General features: G+C 32.3%; 25 protein-coding genes. 13 read left to right on the forward strand and 12 right to left on the reverse strand.

Features of this window, described 5'->3' with window-relative positions; all coding sequences use genetic code 11:
• The first annotated feature begins 173 nt into the window (after positions 1-173).
• On the forward strand, positions 174-857 hold the full coding sequence (locus IRZ83_RS03325) for a Crp/Fnr family transcriptional regulator (RefSeq protein ID WP_029269288.1): 684 nt from the start codon (positions 174-176) through the stop codon (positions 855-857).
• Here IRZ83_RS03325 and mazG read toward each other — a convergent pair.
• The 3 genes from mazG to def all read right to left on the reverse strand — a co-directional run bounded on the left by mazG (position 854) and on the right by def (position 2,868).
• On the reverse strand, positions 854-1,624 hold the full coding sequence (gene mazG / locus IRZ83_RS03330) for a nucleoside triphosphate pyrophosphohydrolase (RefSeq protein ID WP_194566830.1): 771 nt from the start codon (positions 1,622-1,624) through the stop codon (positions 854-856). The genes IRZ83_RS03325 and mazG overlap by 4 nt on opposite strands.
• Positions 1,625-1,724: 100 nt before the next feature.
• Positions 1,725-2,210: a DUF5606 domain-containing protein gene (locus tag IRZ83_RS03335; protein WP_194566832.1), complete on the reverse strand. Its 486-nt coding sequence runs from the start codon at positions 2,208-2,210 to the stop codon at positions 1,725-1,727.
• 67 nt (positions 2,211-2,277) lie between these two features.
• A complete protein-coding gene (gene def, locus IRZ83_RS03340) occupies positions 2,278-2,868 on the reverse strand; it encodes a peptide deformylase (RefSeq protein WP_194566834.1) in 591 nt (196 codons plus the stop codon).
• A 201-nt stretch (positions 2,869-3,069) separates the two neighbouring features.
• Between def and IRZ83_RS03345 the strand changes: the two genes are divergently transcribed.
• Positions 3,070-5,292 (forward strand): FUSC family protein, encoded by a 2,223-nt coding sequence (locus tag IRZ83_RS03345; protein ID WP_194566836.1) that lies wholly within the window; start codon positions 3,070-3,072, stop codon positions 5,290-5,292.
• Between the two features lie 37 nt (positions 5,293-5,329).
• On the opposite strand, the gene IRZ83_RS03350 is transcribed toward IRZ83_RS03345, so the two are convergent.
• The 3 genes from IRZ83_RS03350 to IRZ83_RS03360 all read right to left on the reverse strand — a co-directional run bounded on the left by IRZ83_RS03350 (position 5,330) and on the right by IRZ83_RS03360 (position 8,131).
• Positions 5,330-6,826, reverse strand: coding sequence for a malate:quinone oxidoreductase (locus tag IRZ83_RS03350; protein ID WP_194566838.1), 1,497 nt, complete (start codon positions 6,824-6,826; stop codon positions 5,330-5,332).
• 119 nt (positions 6,827-6,945) lie between these two features.
• Positions 6,946-7,362 carry a Holliday junction resolvase RuvX gene (gene ruvX, locus IRZ83_RS03355; protein ID WP_029269277.1) on the reverse strand — a complete coding sequence of 139 codons (417 nt, stop codon included), beginning with the start codon at positions 7,360-7,362 and terminating at the stop codon, positions 6,946-6,948.
• A gap of 139 nt (positions 7,363-7,501) precedes the next feature.
• Positions 7,502-8,131 carry a PAS domain-containing protein gene (locus tag IRZ83_RS03360; RefSeq protein WP_194566840.1) on the reverse strand — a complete coding sequence of 210 codons (630 nt, stop codon included), beginning with the start codon at positions 8,129-8,131 and terminating at the stop codon, positions 7,502-7,504.
• Positions 8,132-8,414: 283 nt separating this feature from the next.
• Here IRZ83_RS03360 and IRZ83_RS03365 point away from each other — a divergent pair, with 283 nt between their 5' ends.
• The 3 genes from IRZ83_RS03365 (at position 8,415) to IRZ83_RS03375 (ending at position 11,182) form a co-directional block, all read left to right on the forward strand.
• A complete protein-coding gene (locus IRZ83_RS03365) occupies positions 8,415-9,230 on the forward strand; it encodes a 2,3,4,5-tetrahydropyridine-2,6-dicarboxylate N-succinyltransferase (protein ID WP_026982140.1) in 816 nt (271 codons plus the stop codon).
• Between the two features lie 108 nt (positions 9,231-9,338).
• A complete protein-coding gene (locus IRZ83_RS03370; protein WP_228520653.1) occupies positions 9,339-10,415 on the forward strand; it encodes a glycosyltransferase family 9 protein in 1,077 nt (358 codons plus the stop codon).
• Complete coding sequence (locus tag IRZ83_RS03375) at positions 10,412-11,182, forward strand: glycosyltransferase family 2 protein (protein ID WP_194566842.1); 771 nt, start codon at positions 10,412-10,414, stop codon at positions 11,180-11,182. Before IRZ83_RS03370 ends, IRZ83_RS03375 begins: the two co-directional genes overlap by 4 nt.
• Here IRZ83_RS03375 and IRZ83_RS03380 read toward each other — a convergent pair.
• Positions 11,179-11,946: a Kdo domain containing protein gene (locus IRZ83_RS03380; RefSeq protein WP_194566844.1), complete on the reverse strand. Its 768-nt coding sequence runs from the start codon at positions 11,944-11,946 to the stop codon at positions 11,179-11,181. The genes IRZ83_RS03375 and IRZ83_RS03380 overlap by 4 nt on opposite strands.
• Before the next feature lie 204 nt (positions 11,947-12,150).
• Between IRZ83_RS03380 and IRZ83_RS03385 the strand changes: the two genes are divergently transcribed.
• Positions 12,151-13,251, forward strand: coding sequence for a glycosyltransferase family 4 protein (locus IRZ83_RS03385; RefSeq protein WP_194566846.1), 1,101 nt, complete (start codon positions 12,151-12,153; stop codon positions 13,249-13,251).
• Here the strand turns inward: IRZ83_RS03385 and IRZ83_RS03390 are convergent.
• Positions 13,248-14,033 (reverse strand): DUF5672 family protein, encoded by a 786-nt coding sequence (locus IRZ83_RS03390; protein WP_194566848.1) that lies wholly within the window; start codon positions 14,031-14,033, stop codon positions 13,248-13,250. The genes IRZ83_RS03385 and IRZ83_RS03390 overlap by 4 nt on opposite strands.
• Before the next feature lie 206 nt (positions 14,034-14,239).
• On the opposite strand from IRZ83_RS03390, the gene IRZ83_RS03395 reads away from it, so the two are divergent.
• Positions 14,240-14,800, forward strand: coding sequence for an L-threonylcarbamoyladenylate synthase (locus tag IRZ83_RS03395; protein WP_194566850.1), 561 nt, complete (start codon positions 14,240-14,242; stop codon positions 14,798-14,800).
• A gap of 76 nt (positions 14,801-14,876) precedes the next feature.
• On the opposite strand, the gene IRZ83_RS03400 is transcribed toward IRZ83_RS03395, so the two are convergent.
• Complete coding sequence (locus IRZ83_RS03400) at positions 14,877-16,001, reverse strand: cysteine desulfurase family protein (protein ID WP_194566852.1); 1,125 nt, start codon at positions 15,999-16,001, stop codon at positions 14,877-14,879.
• Positions 16,002-16,087: 86 nt separating this feature from the next.
• On the opposite strand from IRZ83_RS03400, the gene IRZ83_RS03405 reads away from it, so the two are divergent.
• A complete protein-coding gene (locus IRZ83_RS03405; protein WP_194566853.1) occupies positions 16,088-17,086 on the forward strand; it encodes a hypothetical protein in 999 nt (332 codons plus the stop codon).
• Between the two features lie 129 nt (positions 17,087-17,215).
• Here IRZ83_RS03405 and IRZ83_RS03410 read toward each other — a convergent pair whose 3' ends face one another.
• Together IRZ83_RS03410 and IRZ83_RS03415 are read right to left on the reverse strand one after the other, a co-directional pair.
• Positions 17,216-17,767 (reverse strand): Smr/MutS family protein, encoded by a 552-nt coding sequence (locus IRZ83_RS03410; protein ID WP_029269255.1) that lies wholly within the window; start codon positions 17,765-17,767, stop codon positions 17,216-17,218.
• Positions 17,757-17,942, reverse strand: a complete 186-nt coding sequence (locus IRZ83_RS03415; protein WP_029269253.1) for a hypothetical protein — start codon at positions 17,940-17,942, stop codon at positions 17,757-17,759. Before IRZ83_RS03415 ends, IRZ83_RS03410 begins: the two co-directional genes overlap by 11 nt.
• 124 nt (positions 17,943-18,066) lie before the next feature.
• Here IRZ83_RS03415 and IRZ83_RS03420 point away from each other — a divergent pair, with 124 nt between their 5' ends.
• A complete protein-coding gene (locus tag IRZ83_RS03420; protein WP_228515107.1) occupies positions 18,067-18,333 on the forward strand; it encodes a DUF2752 domain-containing protein in 267 nt (88 codons plus the stop codon).
• Between the two features lie 12 nt (positions 18,334-18,345).
• On the opposite strand, the gene IRZ83_RS03425 is transcribed toward IRZ83_RS03420, so the two are convergent.
• Complete coding sequence (locus IRZ83_RS03425) at positions 18,346-19,047, reverse strand: DUF1003 domain-containing protein (protein WP_194566854.1); 702 nt, start codon at positions 19,045-19,047, stop codon at positions 18,346-18,348.
• A 189-nt stretch (positions 19,048-19,236) separates the two neighbouring features.
• Here IRZ83_RS03425 and IRZ83_RS03430 point away from each other — a divergent pair, with 189 nt between their 5' ends.
• From IRZ83_RS03430 to IRZ83_RS03445, 4 genes are all read left to right on the forward strand, one after another.
• Complete coding sequence (locus tag IRZ83_RS03430) at positions 19,237-20,028, forward strand: serine O-acetyltransferase (protein WP_029269248.1); 792 nt, start codon at positions 19,237-19,239, stop codon at positions 20,026-20,028.
• 1 nt (position 20,029) lies between these two features.
• On the forward strand, positions 20,030-20,917 hold the full coding sequence (gene cysM, locus IRZ83_RS03435; RefSeq protein WP_194566855.1) for a cysteine synthase CysM: 888 nt from the start codon (positions 20,030-20,032) through the stop codon (positions 20,915-20,917).
• Between the two features lie 115 nt (positions 20,918-21,032).
• Entirely contained in the window at positions 21,033-22,019 is a 987-nt protein-coding gene (locus IRZ83_RS03440; protein WP_194566856.1) for an aldo/keto reductase, read from the forward strand.
• 155 nt (positions 22,020-22,174) lie between these two features.
• Positions 22,175-22,585: a hypothetical protein gene (locus IRZ83_RS03445; RefSeq protein ID WP_194566857.1), complete on the forward strand. Its 411-nt coding sequence runs from the start codon at positions 22,175-22,177 to the stop codon at positions 22,583-22,585.
• Positions 22,586-22,631: the final 46 nt, after the last annotated feature.

Consider the following 22,631-nt stretch of genomic DNA (forward strand, 5'->3'; position numbering starts at 1 on the left):
ACAAAGATTCAAAATATGAAGCGACAATAATATGACATTTATCATATCATAAATGAATCAAATCTATTGCAAACAATAGACAAATTAATCCACCAAATTTTTTATATCTTTTTTAAGAGATATAATGCGTATAAATGATAAGAATAGTTAATTTTGCTGTAAATTATTTCGCCATGAATAAATGTGATCAATGTATCGTACGTCAGCTTTCTTCCTTAAAAGCCCTTAATAAAGAGGAAGTTGTAAAATTGGCTAATAGTAAAACTACTTATAAAATTAAAAAAGGCGAGGCCATTTTTGAAGAAGGCGAAGTTACAAATGGTGTTTTTTGCGTAAAAGACGGTATTGGAAAACTTTCTAAATTAAGCGCAAACGGAAAAGATCAAATTGTAAAATTGGTAAAATCTGGAGAGCTTTTAGGACAGCGTTCTATGATCAGTAATGAACCTGCAAATTTATCAGCCAAAGCAGTGGCTGATATGGAGGTATGTTTTATTCCAAAATCAGAAATTATTCATTTTTTTAATAACAACAATCAGTTCTCGATGAATTTGATGCAGTCTGTTTGTGAAGATTTAAAAGAATCTGAAAACGATAAAATTGCATTAGTTCAGAAAACTGTAAAACAACGTTTAGCCGAAACTTTATTACACTTACATGAAGCTTTTGGTGAAAACGAAGACCAAACCTTAAAAGTTCAATTGTCAAGAGAAGAACTTGCAGGCATAATAGGAACAGCAACAGAAAGCTGTATCCGTTTACTTTCTGATTTTAATAAACTGGAACTAATTGAATTATCTGGAAAAAAAATTATACTTAAAAACGTAAAAGCACTGAAAAAACTGGCTGCTGATTAAAGTTTTTTAGCTTCATTCCAAAATACATCCATTTCGGCTAAAGTCATATCTGCCAAAGGTTTTCCTAATTCGCCAGCTTTGCTTTCTAAATACTGAAAGCGTTTAATGAATTTTTTATTGGTTCTCTCTAAAGCATCTTCTGGATTTACATTTAAAAAACGGGCATAATTGATCATTGAGAATAATACATCTCCAAATTCAGCTTCAATTTTATCTTGATCACCAGATTTTACTTCAACTTGCAGTTCTTCGAGTTCTTCCTGTACTTTATCCCAAACTTGGTGCGGTTCTTCCCAATCAAAACCTACGCCTTTTACTTTGTCTTGAATTCGGCTAGCCTTTACCAGAGCCGGCAAACTTTTAGGCACTCCTTCCAAAACTGATTTTTTACCTTCTTTGAGTTTGAGTTTTTCCCAATTTTGTTTTACTTCTTCTTCATCTTTAACAACCGTATCACTGTAAATATGTGGATGACGATGAATTAGTTTATCGCAAATTTCGTTACAGACATCTGCTATATCAAAATCATTAGTTTCCGAACCAATTTTTGCGTAAAAAACGATGTGAAGTAATAAATCTCCAAGTTCTTTTTTAACTTCACTCAAATCATTATCTAAAATAGCATCACCCAACTCATACGTTTCTTCAATCGTGAGATGTCTTAAGGTTTGCAAAGTCTGTTTTTTATCCCACGGACATTGTTCACGCAATTCATCCATAATAATTAATAATCTTTCGAAGGCTTTAAGCTGGAGTTCTTTGCTCATTTTTTATGAAGTTTTTTAATTGTAATCGAATAATGTAAAAGTAAAAAATCCTGTCAAGAAAACATCTTAACAGGATTATATATTTAAAGACAGCAGAATACTATTCTTCTTTTTTAGCTTTTGCTTTTTTAGCTGCTGGCGCTTTTTTTGGTTTTTCTTCAGCAACTGGAGCTTCTTCTGGAGTTTCTGCCGGAGCCGGAGCTAAATCAGTAACTAAACCTTTAGATTGAAGTGTATTATACCAGTTTAATACTTTTTTAATATCTGAAGGATAAACTCTTTCTTCATCATATTCAGGTAAAATTTCTTTAAAATAAGCACTTAATTTTGCGTTATCTTCTTTGTGCGAAAGAGCTTGACCTTTGTTTTCTTTAGCCGCAATTTTTTGCATTACTTCAGTCAATGGTTTTTCTCCTTCGTACGTGTAAATTGAAATCTCTGACAATAAACTTACATTGCTTTTTAAGTTTACTGTAATTTTTTTTCCGTCTGTTAATGATTCTGCCACGAAACCTGTACGAGTCTGCACTTTCAATACATATAAACCTGGTTTCCCAGAAATGGCTAAAATTTTATCTAAATTCATGTTTATTAAAATTAGTATTAAGAATTTCTTTTTTATGTTTTATTCTGTTCTATTTATTTAGAACAATTTACCTTCCTTTTTTAGCGGCAGCAAATTTCATTCTGTACTCCTGAAAAGTTTTGCCTTCTGTAATATTTTTTAATTTCTTTTGAATCAAACGTTTTTTCAGAGAAGATATTTTATCTGTAAATAAAACGCCTTCGATATGATCGTATTCGTGTTGAATAACTCTTGCAATCAAACCATCAAAAACTTCAGTTTTCATTACAAAATCTTCTTCACAATATTCAATCGTAACGGTTGGCTTTCTATACACATCTTCACGAACGTCTGGAATACTCAAGCAGCCTTCATTAAAACTCCACTCCTCACCTTCTTCTTTAACAATCTTAGCATTTATAAAAGTTTTTTTGAAACCTTTTAAATCTTTCTGCTCATTTGAAGGTAAATCTTCATCATCACTAAAAGGAGTCGTATCGATAACAAACAAACGAATTGCCATACCTACCTGCGGTGCAGCAAGTCCAACACCATAAGCGTTGTACATGGTTTCATACATGTTTGCTATTGTTTCTTTTAAGTTTGGATAATCTGGCGTAATCGCCTCACCTACTTTTCTTAAAACCGGATCACCATATCCTACAATTGGTAAAATCATTTGTATTAATTTATGTATTATCTACTGAAAAACCCTGAAATTATTTCTCATAATTCAGCTGGCAAAAATAGTAAAAAATAGTCAATGAATAATTCTAAACAGGATATAATATCTTATTTTTTGATTGTCTGTTAAAATCTCATCTATAATTATGCCAAATTAATTCGTACAATTCTTACCTTTGTTAGTAAACCTCAATATATGTTTGATCGCATCTCAAAATTTACCAACAGCACTTCTTTTCTAAACGCCTCAAAAGTAACCATTGCTTCTGTCGTACCAGTGCTGATTTTGAACTTTTTAGGGCATTTTGAAATTGGTTTTACAATTGCTCTTGGTGCATTTTATACTTACCCCAGTGATATACCGAGTTCGCTGAGTCATAAAATAAAAGGACTTATAGTAGCTTCATTTATAGTTTCAGGAGTCAATTTACTTGTGAATTTTGCCTATCCGTATCCTTTGTTATTTTATCCTTTTTTAGGTTTTTTATTGTTTTTATGTTCTATGATTTCAGTTTATGGTCAGCGTGCAACTCTGGTTTCGTTCTCTGCCTTATTATCAATTTCATTATCATTTGGGCATCTTCATACTGGATTAGAAGCTTTTGAATATTCTGGCTTTATCTTTATTGGAGGAATCTTATACCTTATCGTGTCTCTGGTTTTTCACTTTATACAGCCTTATAAATATGTTGAATTACAAATTGCCGAAGGGATTAAGTTAACTGCAAAATACTTAAAATTAAGAGGCGATTTATGGAGTCCAGAAGCCAATCGCCAAAACATAATTGAAAAACAATTAGCCATTCAGGTCGAATTGAATTTGATTCATGAAGATTTAAGAAAAATGCTGATTGGCAATCAAAATGCTTCTGGAACTACTACTCAAAACCGAAAAATGTTATTGGTTTTTATTACGCTAGTTGAAATTCAAGAACTGGCACTATATACCTCATTTGATCACAGCAAACTGCATCAAAAATTTGCTAAGCATCCGGAAGTTCTTCGAACGTATCAAAACGTGGCGTATAAACTGGCATCGACTTTAAAAAAATTGTCTAAAAATGTACACCATATTGCCGTTTATGTAGACAAAAATGATTTAAAAAACGAATTGGATGCACTTGAATTTGCCATTTTTGATTACGAAAAAACTTTAGGCAAAGAAGAAGCCTCAGAAGGTGTTTTGATGTTGACTAATATGCTGAAATACGCTAAAAACCAAGTTGGTAAAATCAAAATTATTCAGCGAGCTTTTTCATTGGCGATGCAGTCTTATAAATTAAAAGATAAAGACAAAGAACTTGAAAAATTCCTGACTCCACAATATTATCCGTTGCGAACCTTGACTGAAAACTTAAGCTTTTCATCTTCTATTTTCAGGCATTCTTTGCGATTGACCATTACGATTCTGATTGGTTTTATTGTTGGAAAAATACTTCCATTTCAAAACGTTTATTGGATTTTACTAACCATTGTCGTAATTATGCGACCGGGCTACGGTCTAACAAAAGAACGATCCTACAACCGAATTTTCGGAACTATTCTGGGAGGTTTATTAGCGTTCGGAATTGTATCGCTTGTTCAGAATCACGTAGCGCTAAGCATTTTTTCTATTGTTTGCATGCTTCTTGGAATTTCGTTTACACAAATTAATTACAAAATCAGTGCAACTTTTGTAACGATGTATGTTGTATTTATCTACGGAATTTTAACGCCAAATGTTGTTGAAGTAATTCAGTTTAGAATTCTAGATTCGCTTGCTGGAGCAATTTTAGCTTTCTTGGCAAATCAATTTTTATGGCCGGCTTGGGAATTTATAAATACACCTATTCATATTGAAAATTCGATTCGTGCCAATAGAAATTACTTAAAAGAAATAGCTGATTTTTATAATAAAAAAGGAGGAGTTCCAACCTCATATCGATTAGCTCGAAAACATGCTTTTGTTGAAATTGGCAATTTCATGACTTCATTTCAAAGGATGATGCAGGAACCAAAATCAAAACAAAAAACACTGCCTTTGGTCAACAAATTGGTAGTTTTAAATCATTCTTTGCTTTCTGCACTGGCTTCTTTGTCTACGTATATTCAGTCTCACCAAACTACATCAGCCTCAGAATCATTCAATTATATCATAAAAACCATTTTATCAAACTTAGATCAGTCGATTTCAATTTTAAAAAATGAAACAATAATAAAAGATACTTTTTTTGAAAAAGAAGATGTTACACTGCAATTTGAAGAGCTCAAACGCAAAAATTTCACTCGTTTGGTAGAAGATGATGAACTTGATAAAGAAACACGACAAGCTAAAATGCAGGAAGCCCAAATGGTGATTGAGCAATTGATCTGGATGAGCAATCTAGCCGAAAAGATTTTGAAAATTACAAAAGAACTAAAAACAGTAAATCCAGATTAATTCATCTGGATTTATTGTTTTTATATAAGATTTAAGCTTAATTACTTAGTTTTAAAACGTCAGAAGTATGTTTTCTAAGTTCTACCAAAAGCTCTGGTTTATCATTTAAAGTCTGACCATAAGAAGGAATCATATTCTTCATTTTTTCTTCCCATTCTGGTGTTTTAATTTGATTGGCAAAACATCTGCTGATTAAGTCAATCATAATTGCAACAGCAGTCGATGCTCCTGGAGAAGCTCCTAAAAGAACTGCTAAAGTTCCATCATGTGTATTAATTACTTCCGTTCCAAATTCCAAAACGCCACCTTCTTTTTCATCTTTTTTAATAACCTGAACACGTTGTCCTGCTCTTTCTAATTTCCAATCTTTAGAACGTGCTGTCGGCAAATATTCACGAAGTGCAGTCATTCTATCTTTTGGAGACTGGCGCACCTGCTCAATTAAATATTTCGTTAATGGAATATTATGAAATCCCGCTGATAACATCGGAATTAAATTGTTTGCTTTTATAGATAATGGTAAATCTAAATAAGAGCCATTTTTTAAGAAACGAGTTGAAAATCCTGCAAATGGGCCAAAAAGAAGTGCTTTTTCACCGTCAATTACACGCGTATCAATATGAGGAACAGACATTGGAGGCGCTCCAACGCTTGCTTTTCCGTAAACTTTTGCCTGATGTTTTGCAATAACCTCTGGATTGGTACATTTTAGCCATTGCCCGCTTACTGGGAAACCGCCATAACCATTTCCTTCAGGAACATTTGCTTTTTCTAATAAAGGCAATGAACCTCCGCCTGCACCTATAAAAACAAATTTAGTATAGGCTTTTCGTGTTTTACCAGTAGCGATATCTGTGATTTTAATTCTCCATGATTTATCATCACGCTGTTTTAATTTCTGTACTTCATGATTAAAGTACAAAGATACGCCGTCAAGTTTTTCTAAATAATTAAACATGCTTCTGGTTAGAGCCCCGAAATTAACATCGGTACCAATTTCCATGTGCGTTGCAGCTAATTTTTCGTTAGCTTCTCTGCGTTCCATAACAAGCGGCATCCATTTTTTTAATTGCTCAAAATCAGTACTGAATTCCATTTGAGAAAAAATAGGATTGCTTTGCAAAGCTTCAAATCTCTTTTTAAGATATGCTACATTTTTATCACCCCATACAAAACTCATATGAGGAACACTTTTAATAAAATTATCGGGAGATGGAACTTTATTTTGTTCCACTAAGTACGACCAGAACTGGCGAGAAATCTCAAAAGACTCTGCTATACTTATTGCTTTTTTAGGATCAATACTTCCATCTGCCTTCTCTGGAGTATAATTTAATTCACAAAAAGCAGAATGTCCTGTTCCAGCGTTATTCCAAGCATCAGAGCTTTCGGCCGCAGCAACATCTAATCTTTCGTAAATTTCAATTTTAATATCAGGTTGTAATTCTTTCAAAATTACTCCAAGAGTGGCACTCATAATTCCAGCTCCAATGAGTACTACTTCACTATTTGAACGTATGGTTTCGTCAGGCATAACAGTATTTTATTTAAAGTGCAAAGGTACTTTATATAATTGCAAAAAAAAACTAAAATTTACATGATAAAAGTTAGAAAATTATAAAAAATAAAATGGCATAAGAATTTAAGCAGTTTTTAAAATCTTTTAGACGAAAGATAATCTTGAAGCATAATTGTGGCTGAAATTTCATCTATCAATCCTTTATTTTGTCGCTGTTTCTTACTCAATCCGCTGTCGATCATCGTTTGAAAAGCCATTTTTGAGGTAAAGCGCTCATCAACACGAACTACTTTCATATCTGGAAAAATATTAGAAAAGTGCGTTACAAAACCTTTAATTATCGGTGCACTTTCTGATGGCTGACCATTCATTTGTTTGGGTTCACCAATCAATACAACTTCTACTTTTTCTTTTGCGAAATAATCTTTTAAAAAGTCGATTAAAGTATTCGTAGGAATAGTAGTTAAGCCCGATGCAATAATTTGCATTTCGTCTGTAACGGCAATTCCGGTGCGTTTTTGTCCGTAATCTATGGATAGAATTCTTGGCATTTTGTAATTTTTATCAAAGATAAGTATTTTAGTTTTCTCATTCTTCACAAAAAATAAACCGTAACTCAATAAAAAATCCGCCTTGAAAACTCAAAACGGATTTATGCAAATATTCAAAACCTAAAAAAAAACAATTTATCTACCTATTAAATAATCTTTTAAAAAAACCTCTTTCTTCCTCTTCTTCATCTTCTTGCTCTTCGTAATGCGCGAATTTAGACTGTGCTTTTTCATGTTCGTAAATCAGCTCTTTAATATACTCTACATAAGATCTCTTTTTCTCTTCTAAAAACCCTATCAAGTATTTTTCACTAAATTCTATACCGCTTGCTGCTTCAATTTGAAGTAACTTTTTATACAAAGGCTCAATATGCACCGCAACAACTTCTTGCGGTACTGATTGTCTTCTTCCAAAATAATTTACAATCGCGCCATTTTCATCTTTCGCAATTTCAAAATCAGTAATTACCCAGTAATATCGGCCTGATTTGGCAAGGTTTTTCACAATTGCATGGAAGTTTTTTCCTTGTTTCAGGTTTTCCCAAAGCACTTTAAAGATAACTTTTGGCATATCGGGATGGCGAATAATATTGTGTGGCTGTCCCATCAGCTCATAATCTTCATAACCTGAAACATCTACAAAAACTTCATTGGCATATTCGATAATACCAAAAGCATTTGTTTTGCTCATGATTACCTGGGTTTTGTCCCATGTAACTTCTTTGTCAATTACTGTAATTCTGTTCTGAAGTTGATTTTCCTGATTCATATTTACTTCTTATAATTTGTTTTGGAATGGTATTTATAATTCCGCTTTCGCTGTTTCGGAATCACAGTGCGAAAGTAAAAAGAAGAAAAACTTAGAAATCTGACTTTTGTCATATTCTAACAATAAAAAAACTTTTACAGGCAATTTATGTTCAAATAAATTTAAATGTGAACAAAATTTATTTATCAAATTAAAAACAAAATGTTACATATATAACATTTTCAAAAGGTTTTACTTTTCTGCTTTTCTACAAATACGCTATCTTTGCCAAAAATTAAAACTTATGAATTCTTTACAGACTATAATTGAACAAGCTTGGGAAAACAGAGCTTTATTACAAGAAACTACAACAACTGATGCCATTAGAGAAGTTATCGAATTGGTTGATGCTGGAAAATTACGTTGTGCTGAACCAGTTGGTGACAAATGGCAAGTAAACGAATGGGTTAAAAAGGCAGTTGTAATGTATTTCCCAATTCAAAAAATGGAAACATGGGAATCTGGTATTTTTGAATATCATGATAAAATGTTGCTGAAAAGAGGTTATGCTGAAAAAGGAATTCGTGTAGTACCAAACGCTGTTGCACGTTACGGAGCTTATATCTCAAGCGGTGTTATCTTGATGCCAAGTTATGTAAATATTGGTGCTTATGTCGATGAAGGAACTATGGTTGACACTTGGGCAACTGTTGGTAGCTGTGCACAAATTGGTAAAAATGTTCACTTAAGCGGTGGAGTTGGAATCGGTGGTGTTTTAGAACCATTACAAGCTGCTCCTGTAATTATAGAAGATGGCGCTTTTATTGGCTCTCGCTGTATTGTTGTAGAAGGTGTGCATGTTGGTAAAGAAGCTGTTCTTGGCGCTAACGTTTGCTTGACTGCTTCAACAAAAATTATTGATGTAACTGGTGACGAACCTGTTGAAATGAAAGGTTTTGTTCCTGCACGTTCAGTTGTTATTCCAGGAAGTTATACTAAAAAATTCGCAGCTGGAGAGTTTCAAGTGCCATGCGCTTTAATCATTGGTACTCGTAAACCATCTACAGATTTAAAAACTTCATTAAATAATGCGCTTCGCGAATACGACGTTGCTGTATAAATTTTAAGGAAAAACATATTAAAAATTCCAAATTCCAATTGATAATGATTGGAATTTGGATTTTTTTTGCTTCAATTTGTAATCTCTTAAAAAGATTTAATTCTCTATATGAAGATACTTGTAATTCAGCAAAAAATGATCGGTGACGTTTTGATCAGCAGTATAATATGCAACAATTTGCGTACTGCTTATCCGGAGGCTCAAATAGATTATTTGGTTTATGCCTCAACAACGCCAGTTTTAGAAGGCAATTCAAGTATTGACAATATTATTTTGTTTGAAGAAAAACATCGAAAAAGCAAAAAGGAATTATTAAAACTTGGACTTCAGATTCGGAACGAAAAGTACGATTTAGTAATTGATGCCTATTCGAAATTAGAAAGCTGGATATTGGTTTTGTTAAGCAATGCAAAACGAAAAATATCCTATAAAAAACCAGGAAGAAAGTTTTTATATACAGATAATGTTGCGTTTGAACCTTTTCCTAAAACAAATTTGGGTTTAGCTATTGAAAGACGCCTTTCGCTATTAGAACCTTTAGATCTGAAAATTCAAATCGATCCGATTCCGAAATTATTTGTTTCTGAAAAAGAAAATCAGCAAGCTTTGGCACTTTTTGAAAAACACAACGTTCGAAAAGATCGAAAAACTGTTATGATTAGTCTTTTGGGCAGTGAAAAATTAAAAACATATCCTTTAGAGTTTATGTCTAAAGTTGTCGATTACGTAGCTGATACCGCAGATGTAAATATTCTTTTTAATTATTTTCCGAAACAGCTAGAAGAAGCCAAAGCCGTTTTTAACATCTGTAAACCTTCAACGCAAGCAAAAATTTATTTTGATTTATTGGGAGGAGATTTGCGCTCATTCATCGGACTAATGAATCAATGTGATTTGATTGTTGGAAATGATGGAGGTGCAATAAATATGGCAAAAGCACTTGAAAAACCATCGTTTATTATTTTTTCTCCGTGGATTGAAAAGAAAATCTGGGCCACTTTTGAGGACGGAATTCATCATCTTTCTGTTCATTTAAAAGATTATCGTGCTGATTTATTTGAGCAAAAAACCGAAAAAATGCTCAAGAAAGAAGCTTTATCTTTATATCAGGAATTTAAGCCTGAATTTTTTGCACAAGAAATGGAGTCGTTCTTAAGTCAAAATTTAAGCGTTCCATTACAATGATTTTGGCAGAAAAACAACCATTAACCGCATTGGTTATTACCTATAATGAAGAACAAAATATTAAAGATGTTTTGGATCATTTGGCTTTCGCCGATGAAATAATCGTTGTAGATTCTTTTAGCACAGATAAAACTTTTGAAATTGCTTCTTCTTTTAATAATGTAAAAGTAGTGCAGCGTGCTTTTGATAATTTTGCTTCTCAACGTAATTTTGCTTTAAGCCTTTCTTCAAATTCGTGGATTCTTTTTGTTGATGCTGACGAAAGACTGACGCCTGAACTTCAAAAAGAAATCAGTTTTGTGATTAATCAAAAAGACAGTGCTTCGGCTTATTTTGTTCGCAGAAACTTTATGTTTCAAAATAAAAAACTGCGTTTTAGCGGCTGGCAGACTGATAAAATCATCCGACTTTTTAAGAAAGAAAGTGCTATTTATAATCATGAAAAAATTGTTCACGAAAAATTAATTGTAAATGGAAAAATTGGTCAATTAACAACTAAACTGATTCATTATTCGTACTCGAAATATGAAGACTACAAGCAAAAAATGGTCTTTTACGGAAAACTGAAAGCTCAGGAAGAGCTGTTAAAAAATACCAAACCTAACTTTTTTCATTTTTACATTCGTCCGGCTTATCAATTTTTAAATCAATATATACTCCGATTAGGAATCTTAGATGGAAAAAAAGGAATTATAATTTGCTATCTTAATGCTTTGAGTGTTGCAGTGCGTTTTCAGGAGCTTAAAAAAATCAGATCTAATAACTAAGATTTCCAGAATTTAAGTTTCTTTTTCAGCCTTTTCTTTTTTGCAAATTCTTCTTGAAAATGAGTAGTTGTCTGCCACATTTTTTCGAAAATTTCAGCCTCCGTTTTATCAGTGTAATATTTAGCATACTCATTGCTCATTACCGCAATCATTTCTTTTTTAGGCGTCAGACGTCTAAAATTATCCATACGCTGTTCAAAACTCATAGCGTCGTGAAAATTCATTCTATTCAAATCCACTAAGAAAAATGCGTATTGATTTTCAGAAACTTTTTTAATTAAAGTGTTTCCTGGGGAGTGATCTAAAAACTCTACTCCTTTTTCATGCAGATCAAAAGAAAATTTGGTGAATTTTCTTAAGATATTATCATGATCTGGATAGTTAGGAATTTCTACCAATTCTCTATATGTCAATTCGGTTACTAAATGCTCACTTGCATAATAACTGTCTTTTAAACCAATAAAATTAAAATTTTCAAGAAACGCAATTGGTTCTGGTGTTCCAATTCCTTTTTCTAACAAAAGCGTAGCATATTCAAATGAGCGTCTTGCTTTAGATTTTCTAAAGTATTTATAAGCAATTTTGTTTATGATATTCGGGATTTTGAACGATTTTATGTTTATCGCTTTTCCGTTTAAATCAAACAATTTAATTTTATTACGATCTCCATTGCCAAAAAGTTCTCCAGAGGTTTGAAAACTATTGATAATCTGTGATATATAATTTTCGTCGGACTTATATTTTTCGTTGATTTTTAAAGGCATAGCGAGTATCTGTAATATTTAAAGTTCAAAAATAACTAAATGCTTTCATTCTAATAATAAAAACCTTTATTTATTAAGTTCTGTATTCTTTTATTACAAATACTTTCTTGGATTAAAAAAGCTTATTCTGTTGTTTTTAAAACTTTTACAACAAATATTTTATAATTGTCTTCTATTATTTTGCAATCGAAAATATGACGTACAATGAAAATATTAAATATTACATCAATAACTGAACTAAGAGGTGGTGATGCTCAAATGTATACTGTTTATAAACTTTTAAAAGAAAAAAGTGAATTAAAACAATACATTTTATGCCCTCACAACTCCATATTAGCCGCAATTTGCAAAAATGATAATGCCATTTTTTTTACTTATAAAAAAAACAAATTCAAACTCTTCAACCTAACTGTGGCAATTGTAAAAATCTGTAAAAAAGAATCAATCAACATTGTGCATATTCATGACTCTTCTGCACTTAATGCAGGTTTAATAGCTTTAAAATTCTTAAAAAAATGCACTTCTTTAATCTTAAGCAGAAAAAGAAACAACAAAATCAAAGATAAATTTTTGAATCGATATAAATATTCACATCCTAAAATTCAGAAAATTGTCTGTGTATCAAAAGCTGTAGAAGACATTTTCGATAAAATCATTCCGAATAAAGAACGTTTAATAACGATTTATGATGCTATTAATGTTGAAGAATTTACCCATAAATCAAATCAAAATCTACTGCATAGAGAGTTTAATTTTTCACCAGAAACCAAAATTGTCGGTAATATTGCCGGATTGACTAATCAAAAAGATATCTATACTTTTATTGATACAGCAAAAAAAATTAAAACGAATAATGAAACAAACTATCCTATAAAATTTATTGTTATAGGAGATGGACCGCTAAAAAAAGATCTAATTAAATATGCAAAAGCTGCTTCTTTAGAGAATGATCTATTCTTTACAGGATTTAGAAGCACAATAGATCTTCTTCCTGAGTTTGATGTGTTTTTGTTAACTTCAATTACTGAAGGTCTTCCGCTGACAATTTATGAAGCATTTGCAAGCAAAATTCCAGTTGTTTCTACAAAAGCTGGAGGAATTCCAGAAGTTATTGTTGACGGAAAAACAGGATTTTTAGCTTCGATAAAAGATACGGAAACACTATCCAAAAGGGTGCTCGAAATTTTAGAAAATCCTGATTTGGAGGAAAACATAAAAACGAACGCTTTTCAATTGGTAAAACAAAATCATGATTTGAATGTTATGCAAAAAAACTATTATGATTTTTACAAAAGCGTATCTTAATATTGATCAATTAGTGGTTTCCAAAACTCGATTACTTTAGGTTTATTTATTCCGTGACATCCAAACGGAAGTTCGTTGTTTGTTAATTTCATTGCTAGATTAGGTTTTCGATCGATAGCAAAGTAAACAGCCTCCTTATAACCAGGAATTTTAAAATTCGGGTCTAATTCAGGACCTTTTAAAGACCAAAAAACGTCTTCGATTGCATAAATTTTCTTTTCTTTTTCATGTAAAAAATCAAAAATAAATTGTTGATGCTGTTTTGCAATTGCATAATGAGAAGCTACTTTTCGTAATGAAAGTCCGCCATTGCCAACTTTAAAGAAAGTCTGTTCGCGTTCATTCTTCTTTTTTGACCTGAATAATCTTGCTACTTTGTTGAAGATATTCATTCCAAAAGAATCTGTAGAAGTTGCAATCCAAGGTGCTCCAATGTAATCATATCCTTTTTTGCACCATTTTATTAATTCATTTTTAAAAACAAAAGCATCTAATTGATAGATTAAAATGTATTCGAAATCTAAAAAAGCTTCATAAAATAAATCTGACAACAGCAATTCATTGTAACCGTTAATGTTAGCAAAATATTTTTTAGGAAAACTTTTAGCAGTAATATTATCAAACTTATCCGTTAAATAAGAATGATTCAATCCTTCTGGATGTACAATTACAATTTCGTAGTCTTTTAAGACTTTACAGCATTGTAAAAACGATTTTTCTTCAAGTTCACCAAAATACTCCTTATAGACAGGAATAACTATTTTTACTAATTTTTCAGACATGTGGTATTTTAAAATTAAATCTGTTAAAAAAATTATTGCCTACTATTAAAGCATTTTTTACAATAAATCTCTTTTTGATATTCTGACTTAAAGAACAAAAATAATCTTATAAATAAGAAAAACTTCATTATTCTAAATTAAATTTAAACTTTATACCAACAAGAAAGATTATTTTTGCAACATAATAAGTTATCAAACATTTTACAATGAACGAAGAAATAATCAACGCTTACGACGTTATCAAAGAAGGCGGCATCATTCTTTATCCGACAGATACGGTTTGGGGAATTGGTTGTGATGCTACTAATCCAGAGGCAGTTGCAAAAATATACAAGCTAAAACAGCGTGCTGAAACACAAAGTATGATTGTTTTGATGAATGGCGAAAAAATGATGTATAATGTATTTAAAAACATTCCAGAAGTAGCTTGGCAAATTTTAGATTTATCTGAAAAACCAACTACACTAATTCTAGACGAACCAAGAAACGTTGCTAAAAATATAATTGCAGCTGATAATTCGCTTGGAGTTCGCATCGTAAAAGAACCTTTTTGTTTTAAATTATTAGAGCGAATGAAAAAGCCATTGGTTTCAACTTCGGCTAATATTTCTGGACAGCCCACTCCTATTGCTTTCAAAGACATTAATCCTGAAATCATTAACGGAGTTGATTATGTTGTAAAATTGAATCAGGATAAAGTTGCAGGAAAACCTTCAACCATTATAAAATTGACAAATGATTCACAGGTAAAAGTGATTCGAAAATAGTGATTTTTTTCTGTTCCAGGTTTCAAGTTTCAGGTTTCAAGTTTTATCCAGAACCTGAAACCTGAAACCTCAAACTTTAAACAACTTTAAGACACTCAATCAACCAATCGATATCTTCTTTGGTGTTGTAATGACTAAATGAAATTCGGAGATTTGGTAATTTTAAATCAGTCTCCGAAAGCATTTCTTTTAAAACATGCGATGGTTTTATGCTTCCGGATTGGCAGGCGCTTCCCCTCGAAACTGCAATTCCCTTCATGTCTAGACTAAACAAAAGCATAGAAGTTTTATCTGATGAAAAAGGCAAAATAATGTTTATAAGATTATAAAAATCGTCTCTTTTTCCAATGATTCTAAAATCTGGAAAATGAATTTTCAACTGCTGAATAAGATAGGTTTTAAGACCTGAAATATATTCTCTTTCACGATCTAAATTCTCATAAGATACAGACAAAGCTTTTGCCATTCCAGCAATTTGATGCACGGCTTCGGTTCCGGCACGAAGTCCTTTTTCTTGTTCTCCACCAAAAATTAAAGGCTGTAAACCAGAGTTTTTGCGAATAAAAGCAAAACCAACACCTTTTGGTCCGTGAAATTTATGTGCACTTGCTACAATAAAATCTACAGCGGTTTTTTGCAGATCAATTTCTGTTTTACCGACTGATTGTACGGTATCAGAATGAAACAAAGTATTATACTGCTTGCAAATTGTTCCCACTCGATCAAGATCTAAAACAGTTCCCGTTTCATTGTTAACATGCATTAAACTAACAATTGTCTTTTTTTCTTCTGCCAATAAATTAGACAAATGTGTTAAATCGATACTTCCGTCAGAATTAATTTTCACATAATCAACCTGAATATTATAATCTGCCTGTAAAGCCAAAACAGCATACAAAACAGCGTGATGTTCTACTTTAGAAGTAATAATTCGCTCTACTTTTAAATCTTCAACAGCAGATCTCAGAATCCAGTTATCTGCTTCAGTGCCGCCAGAAGTAAAAATAATCTCCTGTGCAGAACAATTTAAATTTTTGGCAATACTTTTTCTAGAAAGTTCTAAAATAGTTTTTCCGTTACGGCCAAAACTATGCGTAGAAGACGGATTACCAAAATCTTCTGCCATAATTTTGGTCATTTCCTGAATAACTTCAGGGCGTATAGCAGTAGTAGAGGCGTTATCGAGGTATACTTTTTTCATCATTGCAAAGTTATGAAATATCAATTGTCTAATCTTAAATATCATTTGCCAAATTTTTCACTATTTTTGACCCAAATAAAATTACGATGAAAAAATATGCATGCCTTTTGTTTTTTGGCCTTTTATTAAACGGTTGTGATGATGGCGACTTAACTATAGAAACTATCGATTTTGCAGATGTTACCTCGACAAGTTGTGATACAACCAGTACTTTAATTTATAAACTTAAGACTCAGGAATCACTTCTTCTGCAATTGCCTTCAGGCAGTATTAAAAACAATCCTACTACCCCAGGCGACACCTTAACCTATGACATTGACAATAGCAGTTATCGTGTTGTTTACAGAGCATATGACGGTACTGTAGCAAAAGAAAACATATGCGGTACAATACCTCCAAAAACGCCTAATGTTACTGAAGAATGGATTGGAAAATCTGGAAAAATTGTCATCGCAACATCGCCAGTTTATAAATCACCAGCACCAGATGATGGTCATACTGAAATTACAGGTTACAGTCATAATATTGTTTTTAGAAATATTACGTTTTTAAAACCACAAGAACAAATTGAAAAAGAATATATTTTCGGAGACTATTTGTCATCAGTTACACCAGTTGTCGTAACTGTTCCAGATGAAACAGCTGATTATTGTTCTGAACAAAAGAAAGTTTACAATAACAATCTTTCAAATTCATTAGTACTTGAAAACTTTGATGCAGCTTCTTTATTTATCAATGAAGATACTCCAACTGGCAAACCTAGAACAAGTTTAATTAATGCGGCCACAAATACAACTGCGACTTTAAATAATTTATATTACAGAACATACAATGGTAATTTGCCAACAAGCCCAAAAGACTATTATTGTGTAACATTAACGCCAACGACTCCTACAGTAAAAGATACATGGGTAGGTGAAACAGGTGTTGCAAGTTTAAGTGGAATTATAGAAGTAACTACAACACACACTAACAATGTTTACAAACATACCGTTGTTCTTAAAAATGCAAAACTTAAAAAAGGAAACAGTATTTTTAATCTAGCTACAACTTTTGTTTTAGGAACAGTAACAATAGTTATTTAGTAAAAAAAAGCTTTTTCATTCTTACAAAAAAACATCTGTTTTTTAACTTGATTTCTATTAAGAATTAGAGTGAAAAACGGATGTTTTTTTATATATTAAATCCAATAATTTAGACTCTATAAAACAGTCTTATTTATTGTTTTGTCTAAAATAAACTTCGGTGGCACCTAAACCATATTTTTGATAATTGGCGTCTTGAAAATCTATTCCATCATAACGGCCCAATAAAAAATCAAGTTCGGCTTTTAAGATTCCTTCGCCAACGCCGTGAATAAAAACAATTTTTGGAATGCGATTTCTGATCGCAAATTCAATGTGTCTTTTTGCGGTTTCAGTCTGTAAAGTTAAAATGTCATAATTTGACATACCGCGTTTATTTGGAACTAGCTTTTCGATATGCAAATCAAATTCTGGAGCCGAAATTTCGCGTTTATCTTTCTTTTCTTTTACAAAACTCCTAGGTTTTGGCTCTGTTTTTTCTTTCGAAATCTCATCTAAATTAATTCTTTTAATAGAATTCATTAAATTACTGGAATCGTGAATTTTAAGCAATTCATTGACAAAAAATGTCATCATAAATCCATCTTCAGTTTCAATCAAAACTTCCTTGTTTTTAACTGAAACAACTGTTCCGTTTATGGCTTCATCTAAAACTGAAACCTTATCTCCTTTAGTCAACATCCTGCTCCTCTTTATCTTGATTTTTACTCGGTGTTTTTGCACTCAGCTGCATCATTCCATACATGAAAACTACAATTGCAATTACCATTATATAGATATTTTTTTCTTCAGAAACCTGCTCATATAACGCAACCGAAATAGCAAGAATCATTATTAAAATTTTAAACGCTTTCATTTTCTTTAAGTATAAGTTTTCAAAAGTATGAAACTTTAAAATAGCAGTTCTCAACTCTTGAAATGATATCCAATATTTTTTTGTAAAATTGCACAAAACAATCACCGTGAGTTTAGAAAAATATATGATCCCTTGCCTCTTCAAAACCCTCTTCGGAATAGAGTGTTTAGGCTGTGGTTTTCAGCGTTCTTTATTCTTACTTTTTAAAGGTGAATTTTTAGCCGCTTTTTATATGTATCCGGCGGTCTATTCTATGCTTTTATTTTTCATTTTTGTGGCTTTGTATTTTTTAGACAGATCGAGAAATTATAAAAAAATAGTTTGGAATTTAGCTTTCTTCAACTTGATTTTTATGGTTGGCGGTTACTTTTATAAACACTTTTACATCTAATTTTTGTAAGAATTATTTTTTGATCTGATTCAAAATATCGTTCATCATTTCAATCTGTACTTTTTGAATTTCGATTAATTCCTGCTGTTGATGCATAATCAAATGATCAATTTTATCATGAATCATTCTGATCTCTAATTCTGATTTTAAGTTGATCATATAATCTTTTTTTGCACGATTTCTATCTTTCTCTTCCTGACGATTTTGGCTCATCATAATGACTGGCGCCTGCAATGCGGCAATACAGGATAAAATCAAATTCAGCAAAATAAACGGATAAGGATCAAAACCTTTATTCAATAAAATATAAACGTTTGCCCCAATCCAAAGCACAATAAAAAACAAAAAAGAAAGAATAAACGTCCAGCTTCCGCCAAAGTCAGCTACTTTGTCAGCTATTTTTTGACCAAAACTTCTTGTTTCTCCTTCATCTTCAATAATACTCACTATTGATTTATCTTCTTTTAAGGAAGCAATAACACTCTTCTCAAGATCAGAAAGCGCTCCTATTTCTGTAGACAAATAATTCGAAATGTATTTTTGGCGGTATTCATTTAATTCTTTTACCGCAATGCAGTCATTATCATTAAACGACGGAAAATCTTTTATTATAAGCCCTAAAATAGGATCGTGTATCGATTTGCCCCAAATTTTCTCACTTTCCGGAAAATCAAGATCAGAAATAGCACTTTTAAAAGTCAAATTGTTTTTCATTTTTATAAATTTTACTGGCTAATTTACGCATTTAACTTCTTAAGAATCATATAAAAAATGAGCATTTATAATTCTTTTATTTATCACAAATAGAATCGGCAATACAAAATTTCTTTAGTTAATTCGTGTCCTTATTTACAAAAAACGCCTTACTTTTAACGTTTCAAATATCCATTCAATTTTACAATTGTGACCAAAGACAATATCATACAAAATATTAAGGCTTTAAAAAGCCATTCTAATATAAATTACGGAATCAAAACCAAAACAGAAGATTTTACCGAGAAACTTTTCTATACCCTTTTTGATTCGAATGCCAATTTAGATTTAAGCATTGATGAACTCGAAATATGCTTCAAGGAAATTGCGGTTCTTGCCTGTAAAAAACCAGAAAATTTATGCGAATCGATTTGGGATCGATTTCTCGAAAAATTGCCAGGAGTTTTAGAAAAATTAAATCAAGATGCCGAATATATTTTAGAAAATGATCCAGCATCAAACAGCATTGATGAAGTTTATTTAGGATATCCAGGTTTTTATGCCATTGCTATTTATAGATTAAGCCACGAATTATACAAGTTAGATTTATTATTATTTTCCAGGTTAATGAGCGAATATGCACATAGAATTACCGGAACTGATATTCACGCCGGTGCTCAAATTGCGTCGCCCTTTTTTATAGATCACGCAACAGGAATTGTTATTGGCGAAACTACGGTTATCAAAAAACACGTAAAAATTTATCAAGGCGTTACTTTAGGCGCTTTGAGTGTAAGCAAAGAAATGAAAAATGCAAAAAGACATCCAACGGTAGAAGCGAATGTCTGTATTTATGCCAACGCTACTATTTTGGGTGGAGAAACTGTCATCGGAAAAAATAGTATTGTTGGCGGAAATTCCTGGATTACCAAATCGGTTCCAGAAGATTCCATCGTTCTGAACACTACTACAACTGAAGTTAAAATAAAAGAAAAAAAATAAAATGGGTCCACAGAAATTGCTAAACCTAATTGGAAATACTCCATTGATGGAAACTGTCAATTTGGTTAAAAATAAAAACGTAAAACTTTTGCTCAAACTCGAAGGAAACAATCCCGGAGGAAGCGTAAAAGACAGAGCGGCATATAACATGATTGCTTCGGCTCTTGAAAGAGGCGAAATTAAAAAAGGAGACAAACTTATTGAAGCAACAAGCGGCAACACCGGAATAGCTTTAGCAATGATTGCGCAATTGTTTCAAATCGAAATAGAATTGGTTTTACCCGAAGATTCTACAAAAGAAAGAACACAAACCATGCGAGCTTATGGCGCTACAGTTATTTTAACGCCTGCTGAAGACGGAATTATTGGTTCGCGGGACTATGCCGACAAAAAAGTGGCAGAAGGCGGTTACATCATGTTAAATCAGTTTGCGAATCACGACAATTGGAAAGCGCATTATAAAACAACTGGACCAGAAATTTGGAATGATACCGAAGGAACCGTAACGCACTTTGTTTCGGCTATGGGGACAACAGGAACAATTATTGGAACTTCGACTTATTTAAAAGAAAAAAATCCAGCAATTCAAATCGTGGGCGCGCAGCCAAGCGATGGATCTCAGATTCCTGGAATTCGAAAATGGCCTCAGGAATATTTACCTAAAATATTTGATGCATCAAAAGTGGATACTGTTGTTGATGTAAGCGAAGAGGAAGCCCGCGAAATGACCAAAAGACTAGCACTAGAAGAAGGCGTTTTCGCCGGAATGAGCAGTGGTGGCTCTGTAGCAGTTGCCCTAAAAATTGCCGAAAAATTAGAATCCGGCGTTATTGTAGCTGTCATTTGTGATCGGGGTGATCGTTATTTGTCTTCGGATTTATTTGATTGAAAAAGAGGAACAAAGGTTCAAAGTTACAAAGGTTCAGAAACAGAAATAAGTTCTTTAAAACCTTAAAAAACTTTGAACCTTTGTCGCTTATACCTTTTAACCTCAAAAAAAAATTATGCTCTACAGAAAACTAGGAAAAACGAACTTTAACATCTCTGAAATTTCACTTGGTACTTGGCAAGTTGGAGGAAAATGGGGATCAGGTTTTAATGATAAAACTGCAGATGAGCTTATACATACTGCAATTGATAATGGTGTTAATTTTATTGACACTGCTGATGTTTATGAAAATGGATTAAGCGAAACTGCTGTTGGAAGAGTGGTTCGTTCTCGATCTGAGCGTATTTATGTAGCTACAAAATGCGGCCGTTTTATTAATCCGCATGTGAGTGAAGGCTATCAGCCAAAAGTGCTTCAAAAATATATTGAAGACAGTTTAAAAAGAACGGGATTAGAAACTTTGGACTTAATTCAGCTGCACTGCCCTCCTACTGAAGTTTTTTACCGACCTGAAATTTTTGAATTATTCGACCGGTTAAAAGATCAGGGCAAAATTTTGAATCTGGGCGTAAGTGTAGAAAAAGTCGAAGAAGCATTAAAAGCAATCGAATATTCGAATGTAACGACAGTTCAAATTATTTTTAATTTATTTCGTCAGCGCCCGTCGCAATTATTTTTCTCCGAAGCTAGAAAAAAAGACATTGGAATTATTGCCAGAGTTCCTCTGGCAAGCGGGCTTTTAACTGGTAAATTTGATGCAAAAACAACTTTTGATTCGCAGGATCATCGCAACTTCAATAGAAACGGAGATGCTTTTGATAAAGGAGAAACTTTCTCTGGAATTGATTATGAATTAGGTTTAAAAGCCGTTGAAAAACTAAAAGCTTTATTTCCTGAAACTCCAAACCTTGCTCCTATTGCCTTACAGTGGATTTTAAGTTTTCAAGATATAAGCTGCATAATTCCAGGTGCTTCGAAAGCAAGTCACGTTGAGTCTAATTTATCGGTTTATGATTTACCTAAATTAACTTCTGAGAAGATTGCAGCTATGAATGCAATTTATGAAGAATATATAAAACCTTCAGTACATCATTTATGGTAGCCTTCTAAGATACTAAGATACTGAGGTTCTGAGATTTAAGTTTTTTTTAATCTCAGCGTCTTAGAATCTCAGAACCTTAGCATCTTTAAAAAAATCCACGCAACTATTTTTGGTTTTATACATCTATGTATAAAACTAACCTTCAATCACTAACCATGAAAAAATTAAGTTTTATACTAACAACTCTTTGTCTATTTTTTGTTTCGTGCAGTAATGACCGCACTGATAATTCTGATGCTAAAGAAAATGACATGCAACAATTAGAAAAAATGTATCAGGAAATTTTAACGCTTTCTAAAGTTAATTCAGAAACCTGTACAGATTCAAAAGATTGGGATTTTACTGCAATTGGCGCAAAAGCATGCGGTGGACCAGAAAAATTTATTGTTTATTCTAAAAAAATAAACACAGCCGAATTTTTAGCTAAAGTAAAAACCTATACTGATGCAAGAGTAGCATTTAATGGAAAATGGAATATTTTTTCGACCTGTGATATTGTCTCGCCACCCGCCGGAGTTGGGTGTGTAGATGGAAAACCTACGTTATTAAGAAATACCGCTTTTTAAAACAAACTGAATTTTCTCATTTTAATCTTAGCAACTCAGAACCTTA

It is taken from the genome of Flavobacterium sp. JLP, assembly GCF_015350755.1.
Taxonomy (GTDB): Bacteria; Bacteroidota; Bacteroidia; order Flavobacteriales; family Flavobacteriaceae; genus Flavobacterium.

What these genes read in the sequence shown, in the direction of transcription:
- cysM (WP_194566855.1), top strand. Translation starts at nt 20,030, where the DNA reads ATGGGTCCACAGAAATTGCTAAACCTAATTGGAAATACTCCATTGATG.
- IRZ83_RS03410 (WP_029269255.1), bottom strand. Translation starts at nt 17,767, where the DNA reads ATGTTGACTAAAGGAGATAAGGTTTCAGTTTTAGATGAAGCCATAAAC.
- IRZ83_RS03400 (WP_194566852.1), bottom strand. Translation starts at nt 16,001, where the DNA reads ATGAAAAAAGTATACCTCGATAACGCCTCTACTACTGCTATACGCCCT.
- IRZ83_RS03425 (WP_194566854.1), bottom strand. Translation starts at nt 19,047, where the DNA reads ATGAAAAACAATTTGACTTTTAAAAGTGCTATTTCTGATCTTGATTTT.
- IRZ83_RS03335 (WP_194566832.1), bottom strand. Translation starts at nt 2,210, where the DNA reads ATGAATTTAGATAAAATTTTAGCCATTTCTGGGAAACCAGGTTTATAT.
- IRZ83_RS03345 (WP_194566836.1), top strand. Translation starts at nt 3,070, where the DNA reads ATGTTTGATCGCATCTCAAAATTTACCAACAGCACTTCTTTTCTAAAC.
- ruvX (WP_029269277.1), bottom strand. Translation starts at nt 7,362, where the DNA reads ATGCCAAGAATTCTATCCATAGATTACGGACAAAAACGCACCGGAATT.
- mazG (WP_194566830.1), bottom strand. Translation starts at nt 1,624, where the DNA reads ATGAGCAAAGAACTCCAGCTTAAAGCCTTCGAAAGATTATTAATTATT.
- IRZ83_RS03350 (WP_194566838.1), bottom strand. Translation starts at nt 6,826, where the DNA reads ATGCCTGACGAAACCATACGTTCAAATAGTGAAGTAGTACTCATTGGA.
- IRZ83_RS03445 (WP_194566857.1), top strand. Translation starts at nt 22,175, where the DNA reads ATGAAAAAATTAAGTTTTATACTAACAACTCTTTGTCTATTTTTTGTT.
- def (WP_194566834.1), bottom strand. Translation starts at nt 2,868, where the DNA reads ATGATTTTACCAATTGTAGGATATGGTGATCCGGTTTTAAGAAAAGTA.
- IRZ83_RS03415 (WP_029269253.1), bottom strand. Translation starts at nt 17,942, where the DNA reads ATGAAAGCGTTTAAAATTTTAATAATGATTCTTGCTATTTCGGTTGCG.
- IRZ83_RS03370 (WP_228520653.1), top strand. Translation starts at nt 9,339, where the DNA reads ATGAAGATACTTGTAATTCAGCAAAAAATGATCGGTGACGTTTTGATC.
- IRZ83_RS03365 (WP_026982140.1), top strand. Translation starts at nt 8,415, where the DNA reads ATGAATTCTTTACAGACTATAATTGAACAAGCTTGGGAAAACAGAGCT.
- IRZ83_RS03395 (WP_194566850.1), top strand. Translation starts at nt 14,240, where the DNA reads ATGAACGAAGAAATAATCAACGCTTACGACGTTATCAAAGAAGGCGGC.
- IRZ83_RS03380 (WP_194566844.1), bottom strand. Translation starts at nt 11,946, where the DNA reads ATGCCTTTAAAAATCAACGAAAAATATAAGTCCGACGAAAATTATATA.
- IRZ83_RS03440 (WP_194566856.1), top strand. Translation starts at nt 21,033, where the DNA reads ATGCTCTACAGAAAACTAGGAAAAACGAACTTTAACATCTCTGAAATT.
- IRZ83_RS03420 (WP_228515107.1), top strand. Translation starts at nt 18,067, where the DNA reads ATGATCCCTTGCCTCTTCAAAACCCTCTTCGGAATAGAGTGTTTAGGC.
- IRZ83_RS03390 (WP_194566848.1), bottom strand. Translation starts at nt 14,033, where the DNA reads ATGTCTGAAAAATTAGTAAAAATAGTTATTCCTGTCTATAAGGAGTAT.
- IRZ83_RS03385 (WP_194566846.1), top strand. Translation starts at nt 12,151, where the DNA reads ATGAAAATATTAAATATTACATCAATAACTGAACTAAGAGGTGGTGAT.
- IRZ83_RS03325 (WP_029269288.1), top strand. Translation starts at nt 174, where the DNA reads ATGAATAAATGTGATCAATGTATCGTACGTCAGCTTTCTTCCTTAAAA.
- IRZ83_RS03360 (WP_194566840.1), bottom strand. Translation starts at nt 8,131, where the DNA reads ATGAATCAGGAAAATCAACTTCAGAACAGAATTACAGTAATTGACAAA.
- IRZ83_RS03405 (WP_194566853.1), top strand. Translation starts at nt 16,088, where the DNA reads ATGAAAAAATATGCATGCCTTTTGTTTTTTGGCCTTTTATTAAACGGT.
- IRZ83_RS03375 (WP_194566842.1), top strand. Translation starts at nt 10,412, where the DNA reads ATGATTTTGGCAGAAAAACAACCATTAACCGCATTGGTTATTACCTAT.